Annotated in this window: 8 protein-coding genes and 1 pseudogene; 1 reads left to right on the forward strand and 8 read right to left on the reverse strand. The window is 64.7% G+C overall.

Translation table 11 applies throughout. The annotated features are described in order from the left end of the window. Positions 1–59: 59 nt before the first annotated feature. From ACN0V4_RS07265 to ACN0V4_RS07290, 6 genes are all read right to left on the reverse strand, one after another. Positions 60–1,385 carry an FMN-binding glutamate synthase family protein gene (locus ACN0V4_RS07265; protein ID WP_417674505.1) on the reverse strand — a complete coding sequence of 442 codons (1,326 nt, stop codon included), beginning with the start codon at positions 1,383–1,385 and terminating at the stop codon, positions 60–62. Positions 1,386–1,395: 10 nt separating this feature from the next. Continuing rightward, positions 1,396–2,079, reverse strand: coding sequence for a protein GlxC (locus ACN0V4_RS07270; protein ID WP_417674507.1), 684 nt, complete (start codon positions 2,077–2,079; stop codon positions 1,396–1,398). A 2-nt stretch (positions 2,080–2,081) separates the two neighbouring features. Continuing rightward, positions 2,082–2,969, reverse strand: a complete 888-nt coding sequence (locus ACN0V4_RS07275) for a class II glutamine amidotransferase (RefSeq protein WP_417674509.1) — start codon at positions 2,967–2,969, stop codon at positions 2,082–2,084. Between the two features lie 176 nt (positions 2,970–3,145). Continuing rightward, a complete protein-coding gene (locus ACN0V4_RS07280) occupies positions 3,146–3,793 on the reverse strand; it encodes a helix-turn-helix domain-containing protein (RefSeq protein WP_417674511.1) in 648 nt (215 codons plus the stop codon). 464 nt (positions 3,794–4,257) lie between these two features. After that, complete coding sequence (metH, locus tag ACN0V4_RS07285) at positions 4,258–8,043, reverse strand: methionine synthase (RefSeq protein ID WP_417674513.1); 3,786 nt, start codon at positions 8,041–8,043, stop codon at positions 4,258–4,260. Between the two features lie 637 nt (positions 8,044–8,680). Next, positions 8,681–10,261, reverse strand: a complete 1,581-nt coding sequence (locus tag ACN0V4_RS07290) for a glucan biosynthesis protein (RefSeq protein ID WP_417674515.1) — start codon at positions 10,259–10,261, stop codon at positions 8,681–8,683. A gap of 182 nt (positions 10,262–10,443) precedes the next feature. Here ACN0V4_RS07290 and ACN0V4_RS07295 point away from each other — a divergent pair. Further along, positions 10,444–11,003, forward strand: a pseudogene (locus ACN0V4_RS07295) (flavin reductase family protein); the annotation flags it as partial. Between the two features lie 119 nt (positions 11,004–11,122). Here ACN0V4_RS07295 and ACN0V4_RS07300 read toward each other — a convergent pair. Next, on the reverse strand, positions 11,123–11,524 hold the full coding sequence (locus ACN0V4_RS07300) for a phosphoribosyl-ATP diphosphatase (protein ID WP_417674517.1): 402 nt from the start codon (positions 11,522–11,524) through the stop codon (positions 11,123–11,125). Further along, entirely contained in the window at positions 11,524–12,501 is a 978-nt protein-coding gene (gene nrdF / locus ACN0V4_RS07305) for a class 1b ribonucleoside-diphosphate reductase subunit beta (RefSeq protein ID WP_417674519.1), read from the reverse strand. The genes ACN0V4_RS07300 and nrdF overlap by 1 nt, the downstream gene beginning before the upstream one ends. Between the last annotated feature and the right edge of the window lie 45 nt (positions 12,502–12,546).

Genomic DNA, 12,546 nt, shown 5'->3' on the forward strand with positions numbered 1-12,546 from the left:
TCGGTAGTCCCTGTTGAATGGAAAAGGGCGGGGTTGATCCCCGCCCTGTCTTTATGGGTTCAGAACCCGTTCTGCCCCGGGATCCAGTTGGTGCCGGCCAGCGGCACACCGGCCATGGCGGCGGCCTCGATGGTCAGCGCGCAGAGGTCCTCGGGCTCCAGGTTGTGGACATGGCTCTTGCCGCAGGCGCGCGCGATGGTCTGGCATTCCAGCGTCAGCACGCTCAGGTAATTGCGCAGCCGCCGCCCCGCCTCGACCGGGTCGAGCCGTTTCATCAGCTCGGGGTCCTGGGTGGTGATCCCGGCCGGATCCTTGCCCTCGTGCCAATCGTCATAGGCGCCGGTGGTGGTGCCGAGCTTTTGATACTCCGCCTCCCACTTCGGATCATTGTCGCCGATGGCGATCAGCGCCGCAGTGCCGATCGACACCGCGTCAGCCCCCAGCGCCAGCGCCTTGGCCACATCGGCGCCGGTGCGGATACCGCCCGAGACCACCAGCTGCACCTTGCGATGCATGCCCAGATCCTGCAGCGCCTTCACCGCCGGACGGATGCAGGCCAGCGTCGGCTGGCCGACGTTCTCGATGAACACATCCTGCGTCGCCGCGGTGCCGCCCTGCATGCCGTCCAGAACCACCACATCGGCGCCCGCCTTCACCGCCAGCGCGGTGTCGTAATAGGGCCGCGCGCCACCGACCTTGATATAGATCGGCTTTTCCCAATTGGTGATCTCGCGCAGCTCGAGGATCTTGATCTCCAGATCGTCCGGCCCGGTCCAGTCCGGATGCCGGCAGGCCGACCGCTGGTCGATCCCCACCGGCAGATCGCGCATGCCGGCGACCCGTTCGGTGATCTTCTGGCCGAGCAGCATGCCGCCGCCGCCCGGCTTGGCGCCCTGCCCCACCACCACCTCGATGGCGTCGGCGCGGCGCAGATCGTCGGGGTTCATGCCATAGCGCGAGGGCAGATATTGATAGACCAGCTTTTCGCTGTGCCCGCGTTCCTCGGGCGTCATGCCGCCGTCGCCGGTGGTGGTCGAGGTGCCGGCCATGGTGGCGCCACGCCCCAGCGCCTCCTTGGCATGGGCCGAAAGCGCGCCGAAGGACATGCCGGCGATGGTGACGGGGATCTTCAGCTCGATCGGTTTCTTGGCGAACCGGGTACCCAGCACCACATCGGTGCCGCATTTCTCGCGGTAGCCTTCCAGCGGATAGCGCGACATCGAGGCCCCCAGAAACAGCAGGTCGTCGAAATGCGGCACCCGCCGCTTGGCACCGCCACCGCGAATGTCATAGATGCCGGTCGCCGCCGCCCGGCGGATTTCCGAATTGATCTCGTTCGAGAAGGTCCAGCTCTGCCGCGGCAGGGTTTGGGGAGTCTTTTCCATAACGCTGTCCTCAATAATCGCCGGCGTGATCGACGTGGAAATTGTAGAGCTTGCGGGCCGAGCCATAGCGTTTGAACTCTTCCGGTTTGGCCTCGGCGCCGGCGCGTGCCAAAAGATCGGTCAGAATCGCCAGATGTTCGGGCCGCATCTCCTTTTCGACGCAATCGGCGCCCAGCGATTTGACCGCGCCGCGCACGAACAGCCGCGCCTCGTAAAGCGAATCCCCCAGCGCGTCGCCGGCATCGCCCAGCACCACCAGATTGCCCGATTGCGCCATGAAGGCGGACATATGGCCGATGGAACCATGCACCACGATGTCGATGCCCTTCATCGAAATCCCGCAGCGCGACGAGGCATTGCCCTTGATCACCAACAGCCCGCCATGGCCGGTGGCGCCGGCATATTGGCTGGCATCGCCGTCGATGATGACGGTGCCCGACATCATGTTCTCGGCAACCCCCGGCCCGGCGGAACCTTCGACATGGACGGTGGCCTCTTGGTTCATCCCGGCGCAGTAATAGCCGGTCGAGCCCTTCACCGTGACCTCGAGCGGCCCGTCGAGCCCCACCGCCACGGCGTGCGAGCCGCGCGGGTTCTCTATCACATAGGCCTCGTTCGCCAGTGCCTTGGCGGCGGCCTGCAGGGTGGAATTGACCTCGCGCAGCGGGGTCAGGGACATGTCCAATACGGGCATTCTCAACGCTCCCAGAAATAGACGGTTGCGGGTTCGGGTTCCCAGACGCGGGCGGTCTCGATCCCCGGCAGATTGGCGAGCGCCCGGTATTCCGAGCCGAAGGCCACGTAATCCTCGGTCTCGGCCATCACCGCGGGCTTGCAGGCGATCGGATCGCGGACCACGCCAAAGCCGTTCTTGGTGCCGACGACAAAGGTGAAGAACCCGTCCAGATCCTTCAGCGTGCCCTCCAGCGCCTCGCCCAGATTGGCCCCCTCGGCCAGACGCGAGGAGATGTAGCAGGCGGCGACCTCGGTATCGTTCTCGGTCTGCGGCGCGAACCCCTTCTCGGTCAGCACCCGGCGCATCTGGTTGTGGTTCGACAGCGAGCCATTGTGCACCAGGCACTGGTCGTCGCCGGTCGAGAACGGGTGCGCGCCCAGCGTGGTGACCGCGCTTTCGGTCGCCATGCGGGTATGGCCGATGCCGTGGCTGCCACCCATGGCGCGGATGCCGAAGCGATCCGCCACCTCCCTGGGCAGGCCGACCTCCTTGAAGATCTCCATCGCCCGACCGGCGCCCATCACCCGGATTCCTCGCGCCGCCAGATAGGCGCGCGCCTCGGCCTCGGCCGCTTCGGGCAGGGTCAGCACCGCATGGGTGTCGATCACCTCGATGCCGACGCGCTGGCCGAGCGCCGCCTCGAGCCCGCCGTCGAGCCCGGGGAAATCCGCCTCGGGGGTATCCGACTGGATGGTCATCTTCAGACCTTCCGTCTCATCGCCATAGATCGCGATGCCCGCGCTGTCGGGGCCGCGATCCGTCATGGTGATGAGCATATCGGTCAGCATGTCACCCAGACGCGGGCGCAAGTCTTCCTTCTTCAGGAACAGGCCAACGATGCCGCACATGTTTGTCTCCGTCATGGCGCGACTCGAGTGTCGCTGGCCTCTTGCTACCGACGACGAGAGTTGCCTTGAAGGATATATATTTTCTTTTCAGGAAATTTCTTGACGCAAAAACAGAACGCCCAATATCCGGGCGCACCACCGCCCGGATTGCGCAGTTTCAAGGCGGTGCGAAAACCTCAGGTCTTCTGCGGATAGGTGATGATCGACAGGTAGCGCGCCGGCAGCTCCACCAGCCCCTCGGGTCCGTGCGGCGCATCGGAATCGAACAGCAGGCTGTCCCCCGGCTCCAGCCGATAGCTGCCATCGCCATGGCGGTAGTCCACCGTCCCCTCCAGCATGTAGAGGAATTCCATCCCCTCGTGCTGAAAGGCCGGGAAGCGGTCGCTCTCGGTCGAAAGGGTGATCATGTAAGGTTCCACCACCACCCCAGACGGGTTGGACCCGATATGGCCCAGCAGCGTGTACTGATGCCCGGCCCGCGTGCCGGCGCGCTCGACCTCGACCCCGGTGCCGGCCTTGACGTGCACGCAGCCGTGCTCCTCCTCATAGTCGGAGAAGAGCTGCACCAGCGGCACCCGCAGCGCATGGGCCAGCGTCTGCAGCGTGTTGAGCGAGGGCGAGATCACCCCGTTCTCGATCTTCGACAGCATGCCGACCGAGAGACCGGCCTCCTGCGCCAGATCAGACCCGGTCATCCGGGCGCGCTTGCGCAATTCGCGGACCTGGCGGCCGATGGCGAGTTCCAGGTTCTTCTCCCGCGGTTCCCTGGTGGCATGCGGGTTCTGCGTCAGGCGCGGATGGGCGGGATCGCTGTCGCTGGACATCGGGGGACTACTCCGTTCGGGGGCGCGGACGCCGTGCCCTCCAGCTAGCACCCCGCCGCGTCCCGGGGCAAGCCGGGCACCGGCCCGCTCCTTCCCCCGAACAGGCAAAGGGGGCTGTCTGCCCCCTCTTGGCCCTTCGGGCCAATTCACCCCCGAGGATATTTGAACCAGATCGAAGGCCGCAAAGGATTTCTTTACCCTGTCATCGCAGACTGATCCCACGGTACAGGCGGGGACGCCGATGACCGTCCAGGTCGAAGGCACCCGGTCCCGCGCCAGCCGGATCGGGTGTCTTTGCGACATGAGAGGCTGTCAACCGGCTACCCGCTGCCGGCGCCTTCGATCTGGCCCAAATATCCCGGGGGAATCGCCGCAGGCGATGGGGGCAGAGCCCCCTGCCCGCCGGGTGCGCAGCACAAGGCCCAATCGAAAGTGATCGGGCGCCGCAGCGCCCGGCCATTGGGTTATTCCGCCGCGATCGCCTTGCCGGGGGTGTAGTTCAGGATCGGGCCCAGCCAGCGTTCGACCTCGACCACATCCATCCCCTTGCGGCTGGCGTAATCCTCGACCTGGTCACGCTCGACCTTGGCGACGCCGAAATAATAGCTGTCGGGATGACCGATATAGAGCCCCGAGACCGAGGAGCCCGGCCACATCGCATAGCTTTCGGTCAGTTCGACCCCGGTCGCCTTGGTGGCATCGAGCAGATCGAAGAGCGTCACCTTCTCGGTATGATCGGGCTGAGCCGGATAGCCCGGCGCCGGACGGATGCCGGCATAGGGCTCGCCAATCAGCTCCTGCGGCGCATAGCTTTCCTCAGGCGCATAGGCCCAGAGCTCCTTGCGGACCATCTCGTGCATGCGTTCGGCGAAGGCTTCGGCGAAGCGGTCGGCCAGCGCCTTGACCAGGATCGAGGAGTAGTCGTCGTTCTTGCGCTCGAAAGCCTCGGCGATGGCGATCTCCTCCGCCCCGGCGGTGACCACGAAGCCGCCGACATAGTCGGGCACCGACCCCCTGGGCGCCACGAAATCAGAAAGCGCCACATTCGGGCGCCCCTCGCGCTTGGCGGTCTGCTGGCGCAGGGTGAAGAGGGTGGCGAGATCTTCGGAGCGGGTGTCATCGGTGAAGAGGTGGATATCATCGCCCACCGCATTGGCCGGCCAGAAACCGACGACGGCGCGGGGATGGAACCATTTTTCCTTGATGATCCGCTTCAGCATCGCCTGCGCGTCGGCAAAGAGCGCGCGCGCCGCCTCGCCCTGTTTCTCATCCTCGAGGATCTTCGGATAGACCCCCTTCATCTCCCAGGTCTGGAAGAAGGGCGTCCAGTCGATATAGCGCGCCAGGTCTTCGAGATCCCAGCCGTCGAACACCTTGGTGCCAAGGAAGCTCGGCGCCGGCACGTGATAGTCGGAGAAGTCGATCTTCAGCGCGTTGGCGCGGGCCTGCTCCAGCGTGATCCGCTTCTTGGCAAGCTCGGCGCGGGCGTGTTTTTCCGAGACATCGGCATATTCGGCCCGGATATTGGCGATGTAGTCGGGCTTCTGGTTTTCCGACAGCAGGGCGGAGACCACCCCCACCGCGCGGGAGGCATCGGTGACATAGACCGCCTGCCCCTGGTGATAGCGCGGGTGGATCTTCACCGCCGTATGCACGCGCGAGGTGGTGGCGCCGCCGATCAGCAGCGGGATGTCGAAGCCCTCGCGCTCCATCTCGGCCGCGACATGCACCATCTCGTCGAGCGAGGGGGTGATCAGCCCGGACAGGCCGATGACATCGACGCCCTCGGCCTTGGCGGTGGCGAGGATCTTTTCCGCCGGCACCATGACGCCCAGGTCGATGATCTCGTAATTGTTGCAGGCCAGCACGACGCCCACGATGTTCTTGCCGATGTCGTGCACATCGCCCTTCACCGTCGCCATCAGCACCTTGCCGGCGGCCTCGCGGCCATCACCGCCGGTCAGGCGCTTTTCCTCTTCCATATAGGGCAGCAGCACGGCGACCGCCTGTTTCATCACGCGGGCCGATTTCACCACCTGGGGCAGGAACATCTTGCCCGAGCCGAAGAGATCGCCCACCACGTTCATCCCGGCCATCAGCGGGCCTTCGATCACATGCAGCGGACGCTCGGCGGCCAGCCGCGCCTCTTCGGTGTCCGCGTCGATGAATTCGGTGATGCCGTTGACCAGCGCGTGTTCCAGCCGTTTCTCCACCGGCCATTCGCGCCAGGACATGTCCTTTTCCTTGCCCTTGGCGCCACCCTGGCCGCGGTATTTCTCGGCGATCTCAAGCAGGTTCTCGGTGGCCGAGCCGCCCTTGGCCGGCACCCGGTTCAGCACCACGTCCTCGCAGGCCTCGCGCAATTCCGGGTCGATCTGGTCATAGACCGCCAGTTGCCCGGCGTTGACGATGCCCATGTCCATGCCGTTCTGGATCGCGTGATAGAGGAAGACGGCGTGCATCGCCTCGCGCACCGGCTCGTTGCCGCGGAAGGAGAAGCTCAGGTTCGACACCCCGCCCGAGATATGGACATGCGGGCAATCCTGCACGATCCGGCGGGTCGCCTGGATGAAATCGACGCCGTAATTGTCGTGTTCCTCGATCCCGGTGGCGACGGCAAAGACGTTGGGGTCGAAGATGATGTCTTCCGGCGGGAAACCCACCTCTTCGGTCAGCAGCTTGTAGGCGCGGGCGCAGATCTCGACCTTGCGGTCCTCGGTATCGGCCTGGCCGGCCTCGTCAAAGGCCATGACCACCACGGCGGCGCCATAGGCGCGGCAGAGCCGGGCGTGATGCAGAAACGCCTCCTCCCCCTCCTTCATCGAGATGGAGTTGACGATGGACTTGCCCTGCACGCATTTCAGCCCGGCCTCGATCACCTCCCATTTCGAGCTGTCGATCATGATCGGCACGCGGGCGATATCGGGTTCGGCAGCGATCAGGTTGAGGAATTCGACCATCGCCTGTTTGCTGTCGATCAGCCCCTCGTCCATGTTGATGTCGATCACCTGGGCGCCGTTTTCGACCTGATCGCGCGCCACGTCGAGCGCTGCGGCATAATCGGCATTGGTGATCAGCTTGCGGAACCGGGCGGAGCCGGTGACATTGGTGCGCTCGCCGACGTTGACGAAGGGGATGTCCTTGGTCAGCGTGAAGGGCTCCAGCCCCGACAGGCGCATCAGCTTCGGCGGCTCGGGGATCTGGCGGGGGGCGAAATCCTTCACCGCCTGGGCGATGGCGCGGATATGGTCATAGGTCGAGCCGCAGCAGCCGCCGACGATATTGACCAGCCCGTCGCGGGCGAATCCCGCGACCTGGGCCGCCATATGGTCGGGCGTCTCGTCGTATTGGCCCATCTCGTTCGGCAGGCCGGCATTGGGATAGGCGCAGATCATCGTGTCGGCGACACCGGAAAGCTCGGCGATATGGGCACGCATCGCCTCGGCGCCAAGCGCACAGTTCAGCCCCACGGTCAGCGGCTGGGCATGGCGCACCGAATACCAGAAGGCGGTCGGCGTCTGGCCCGACAGGGTGCGGCCCGACAGATCGGTGATGGTGCCAGAGATCATCACCGGCAGGCGCAGCCCGCGGTCGGCAAAGACCTCTTCGCAGGCGAAGATCGCGGCCTTGGCGTTCAGCGTGTCGAAGATGGTCTCGATCAGCAGGATATCGGCGCCGCCGTCGATCAGGGCACGGGCCTGTTCGCCGTAAGCCGCGCGAAGCTGGTCGAAGGTGACCGCGCGATAGCCGGGGTTGTTCACATCCGGGCTGATCGAGGCGGTGCGGTTGGTCGGCCCCAGGGCGCCGGCGACAAAGCGTTTGCGCCCGTCGGTTGCCTCGGCCCGGTCCATCGCCTGGCGGGCCAGCTTGGCGCCCTGATAGTTCAGGTCATAGACCGCCCCTTCCATCGCATAATCGGCCTGGGCGATGGTGGTCGAGGAAAAGGTGTTGGTCTCGACGATATCGGCGCCGGCCATGGCGTATTGATAGTGGATCTCTTCGATCACATCGGGCCGGGTCAGGTTCAGCAGGTCGTTGTTGCCCTGCTGCGGCTTGTCGCTGGGGTGCGGCAGATGGCAACCGCAGGCGCCGCCGCCACAGCCCTGAAAATCATCCTCGGTCAAGCCGAGCTTCTGGATCTGCGTCCCCATCGCCCCGTCGAGGATCAGGATCCGGTCGCGCGCGGCGGCGCTGAGCTGATCGAAGACGGCGGACTTCACGGGGAGCTTGGAAGCGGTTGAGGAGGACATGAGTTTCCGATCTCGGTTTTCTCTCTGGGCCTGAAGTGCCCTATCTAATGCGCAGAAATTCGCAAATCCAGCTCACATTGATCAACCACATCATGAGGCGCGCTCATGTTCACATCAGGCTTGCAGGGGCGCCGCCGCAAAATCCCGAGTGAAAATATCGGATAAAAACACCTGATAAAATAACTCAACTATTTGATTTTCAAAAGTTTTCCTTGACCCTTGGGGCACCTCGACCTAAGTTGGGTATCAAGAAAGCTCGCCAGCCAGACGCCAGCCAGCCATTCGCATCCCCAGCCAGCCAGACATCTCCGATCCCCGCCGCCGCGGCGATGGTCGCATGATGTGATCGCCAGCTCAGCCAGCCTTTCGCCAGCCCTCCGGATGCCAGCTCATGCCCCGCAGGGGGTCAAGCGCGGGTCGCGCGCCAACAAGCCAGATCGCCAGTCGCCTCCAGCCCGAACGCCAGAGACCAGGCCGCAAGCCATCGCCCGCAAGCCGTCCAGCAGATCGCCAGACACACGGCCCGCCAGCCACAGCCAGCCGCCAGCGACACGCGCTCTCCCCGCCCGAGGGGAAACTGGAAAAGCCCCGAAGCTTGCGCTTCGGGGCTTTTCCGCGATCAGAGGGTCCGGAGGCCTCAGGCCTGGAACTGATAAAGCCAGGTCTCGGTCAGCGGCTCCCCGTCCAGCGCCAGATACATGCGCAGATCGGCCAGTTCGCCCGGCATCAGCTTCAGGTCGAAATTGCCGCGCCAGACGTTGCCGTTCGGCACCGGTTCGGCAAAGAGGCGGCTGACCTCGCCCCGCGAGGCCGAAACCACCACCTCGGGGAAGACGCCATAGGGCAGCTTGGTCAACACCGAGGGGCGATCAAATTCCACCGCGAAGTGATAGACGTCCGCCGGCCGCGGATGCCCCGGCTGGCCGCCCCGGCCAATCCGGGTGGCAACGGTCTGGGCGATATTGGTGGCCGGGAAAGGCTCGTTGCTCTGCCAATAGAGCCGATAGTGCATATCATAGCTGTTGCCCTTCTCCGCCGGCCCCTCCGGCACCCAGAAGGCGCCGATATTGTCGTGGATTTCGTCGTCGGTCGGGATCTCCAGCAGTTGCACCGCCCCCCTGCCCAAGGGCTTGATCGGCTCGACCCAGAGGCTGGGGCGGCGGTCATAGAACACCCCATCCAGGTAATGATCGAAGTTGCGGTCGCGCTGCAACAGGCCGAAGCCGCGCGGGCTTTCGTCACCGAAGGCCGAGACGCTGGTGTAATCGGGGTTATTCAGCGGCCGCCAGATCCGCTCGCCCGAGCCGGCCCACATCGCCAAGCCGTCGGAATCATGCACCTCGGGCCGCCAGTCCTGCATCCGGCCCTTGCCGTATTCGCCATACCAGAACATCGAGGTCAGCGGGATCAGCCCCAGACGCGACACCGATTTGCGCAGGAAGACCCGGGCCTCGATCTCCATGATCACGCCCTTGCTGCGGTCTAGCCCGCGGGTGATGCGGAACCGGTAAGCCCCCGTCACGCTGGGCCCGTCGAGCAGCGCACAGATGGTGACGGGGGTGTCGGGTGTCGAACCGGGCTGCTGTTCGATATAGAATTCGCGGAAATCCGGGAATTCCTCGGGCAGGCCGGCGACGGCGGCGTCGATCAGGATGCCGCGGGCCGACAGCCCATATTGCCCGTCCGCCCCGATCGCGCGGAAATAGGAGGCGCCCTGAAAGGCGACCCAGTCCTGCCGGGTCCAATCGGGTTCGGTGTACCACTCCTGCAGCCGGAAACCCGCGAAGCCGGCGTTCGACGGCAATTCCCGCGCCGGGTTGTCGGCGGGCATGTTGAAGAAATCGGGGGTATAGAGGATCTCGGTCGCCCGACCGCTCTCCACCGCGAACATCTGCACCCGCTTGGTGGCGTATTTGCCCAAGGGGAAGAACTCCAGCGGATAGCCCTTTTCGGCGCCGGTATCCGGCTGGCCCGAGAACATCGCCCTCTGGGTCCGGAAGACCAGCTCGCCATGGCGGGCATAGTCGATCCGGTCCACCACCTCGGGCGCGGGTCTGAGCGGCGGCTCATAGGCCTGGCCTGCCATCTCCTGCGCTCGGGCGATCAGCGCCTCATAGCTGAAAGGCTGAGCCTCGGGCGCGGCCCATAGCCCTCCTGCGGGGAGAATCATCGCGCCAGAGAGTGCGGTCGCGCCGCGCAGAAAGGTTCGTCGTTTCATCATTGCGATCTGCTCTGAATTGGGTCTCGCCCCCTGCGGGGCACAGACATAGGATAATCGAGGTCGAAGACCATGGCCACGGCATCAAGAAGCGGCTTTTTGCCGGAGGCAAGAGGCAATCGGAGAAGCGCTGCCCGCCGCTGCGGTCCTGCCTCGTTCCCTCGGCCACCGGGGGGCGAAAGTCTCGAATGAGCCGCTCGATGTCGATGACCACCTGGATGTTCGACCTGGGCCGACCGATGTGGTCTTCGTCACCTGCGCCAGGCATCCCTCCGAGATCATCTTTCGCGAACGGCTGGAACATATGGCCAGCCGGGTGCTTGGGATCGACCTGAAGTTCGTGGTGGGAGGCACCGATCTCTATCCCCCCTGGACCGGCTATCAGGGCACGCTCAACCAGCTCCTGATGGTTCCGGATTATCTGGAACGCGAGGTGGTCTGCTGCGGCCCCGAGCCCTTCATGCAGGCGATGCGCGAGGCCGTGGCGGCGGAGGTGGCCTTCACCCTTTCCGGCGTCCAGCAGACCTGCGCCGAGACCGGCACCATCCTGGCGACAACGCGGGCGGCAGGGCGGAACATCCCCTCGGGCTGCACCTTCGGCGTCTGCGGCACCTGCAAGATCAAGAATCTCCCGGGCCAGGTGCACATTGTGCACAACGGCGGCATCACCAAGGAGGATATCGCGGCGGGCTATGTGCAGGCCTGCTGCTCGCATCCGATCGGCCGGGTGGAGCTGGAGGTCTCGGAGGCCACTTCCCTCCATCAGCCACACGTCCCGCCCGGCGGCAACGCCGGGCAGCGCCCGAACGGGGGGACGAAAGCTGCCCGGTGAAACCACCGATGAACTGATTGGCGGCCCCTCTATTTCTCCCCCGCCAGCACGGCGGCCAGATCGGGGCGGAAGAAGGCCGGGCCCTTCAGCACCTTGCCGTCCTCGCGCAGCACCGGGCGGCCGTCGGCGCCCAGTTTCGACATGTTGGACGCGTGCACCTCGGCCATGCCGGGGGCCTTCAACCCGTGCATGCCGAACTCCAGGAAGGTGCCATCCAGCACATATTGGATGTCACAGAGCGCATCGAGCACCTCGACCAGATCGCCGGCCTCGACCGCCTCGCGCAGCTCGGCCACCTCTTCCTCGAGGATGGCCAGCCGCATCTGCGCCCGGTCCGCCGGAATGCCGGGGGCATCCACCACCGGCACCGCGAATTTCTCATGCCATTCACGGACCAGCGACAGCGTATCCCGAGAGTTTTCGACCGCCATCAGAAATCCCAATCCTCATCCTCGGTCGCAACCGCCTTGCCGATCACATAGGACGAGCCCGAGCCCGAGAAGAAGTCGTGGTTCTCATCCGCGTTGGGGCTGAGCGCTGCCATGATCGCCGGGTTCACCTTGCAAAGCTCATCCGGGAAAAGGCTTTCGAATCCAAGGTTTTGCAGCGCCTTGTTGGCGTTGTAGTGCAGGAAGTTCTTCACATCCTCGGTCAACCCCAGCGGGTCATAGAGGCTTTCGGTATAGCGCGTCTCGATCTCGTAGAGATCGAAGATCAGCGCAAAGGCGAAATCCTTCAGCTCGGCCCGCTCGGCCTCGGACAACCGCTCCAGCCCGCGCTGGAACTTGTAGCCGATGTAATAGCCATGCACCGCCTCGTCGCGGATGATCAGGCGGATCAGGTCGGCGGTATTGGTCAGCCGCGCGCGGCTCGACCAATGCATCGGCAGGTAGAAGCCGGAATAGAACAGGAAGCTTTCCAGAAAGACACTGGCGATCTTCTTCTTCAAGGGATGCGAGGCGGCATCATATTCCTGCAGGATCAGCCGGGATTTCTGCTGCAGATGCGGGTTCTCCTCCGACCAGCGGAAGGCCTCGTCGACCTCGACCGTCGAACAGAGCGTCGAGAAGATCGAGGAATAGGAGCGCGCGTGCACCGCCTCCATGAAGGCGACATTGGTCAGCACCGCCTCTTCGTGCGGGGTGATCGCATCGGGCATCAGCGAAGGCGCGCCGACGGTGTTCTGGATGGTGTCGAGCAGCGTCAGCCCGGTGAAGACGCGGATGGTCAGCCGCTGCTCCTCTTCGGTCAGCTGCGACCAGGACTGGATGTCGTTCGACAGCGGCACCTTTTCCGGCAGCCAGAAGTTGACGGTCAGGCGGTTCCAGATTTCCAGATCCTTGTCGTCCTGCAGCCGGTTCCAGTTGATGGCGCGGGGGACAGGACGGGCGGTGGTGAGGTCTTTCATGACAGCATTCCTCTGGCAGAGGTCATTCGGAACAAGGGGTGGCGC

The sequence above is a fragment of the Pseudodonghicola sp. genome (genome assembly GCF_048268305.1).
Taxonomy (GTDB): domain Bacteria; phylum Pseudomonadota; class Alphaproteobacteria; order Rhodobacterales; family Rhodobacteraceae; genus Pseudodonghicola.

Bases quoted from the DNA above. Each gene is read 5' to 3' on its own strand.
- nrdF (WP_417674519.1), bottom strand. From the start codon at position 12,501: ATGAAAGACCTCACCACCGCCCGTCCTGTCCCCCGCGCCATCAACTGG.
- ACN0V4_RS07270 (WP_417674507.1), bottom strand. From the start codon at position 2,079: ATGCCCGTATTGGACATGTCCCTGACCCCGCTGCGCGAGGTCAATTCC.
- ACN0V4_RS07290 (WP_417674515.1), bottom strand. From the start codon at position 10,261: ATGAAACGACGAACCTTTCTGCGCGGCGCGACCGCACTCTCTGGCGCG.
- metH (WP_417674513.1), bottom strand. From the start codon at position 8,043: ATGTCCTCCTCAACCGCTTCCAAGCTCCCCGTGAAGTCCGCCGTCTTC.
- ACN0V4_RS07275 (WP_417674509.1), bottom strand. From the start codon at position 2,969: ATGTGCGGCATCGTTGGCCTGTTCCTGAAGAAGGAAGACTTGCGCCCG.
- ACN0V4_RS07265 (WP_417674505.1), bottom strand. From the start codon at position 1,385: ATGGAAAAGACTCCCCAAACCCTGCCGCGGCAGAGCTGGACCTTCTCG.
- ACN0V4_RS07280 (WP_417674511.1), bottom strand. From the start codon at position 3,793: ATGTCCAGCGACAGCGATCCCGCCCATCCGCGCCTGACGCAGAACCCG.
- ACN0V4_RS07300 (WP_417674517.1), bottom strand. From the start codon at position 11,524: ATGGCGGTCGAAAACTCTCGGGATACGCTGTCGCTGGTCCGTGAATGG.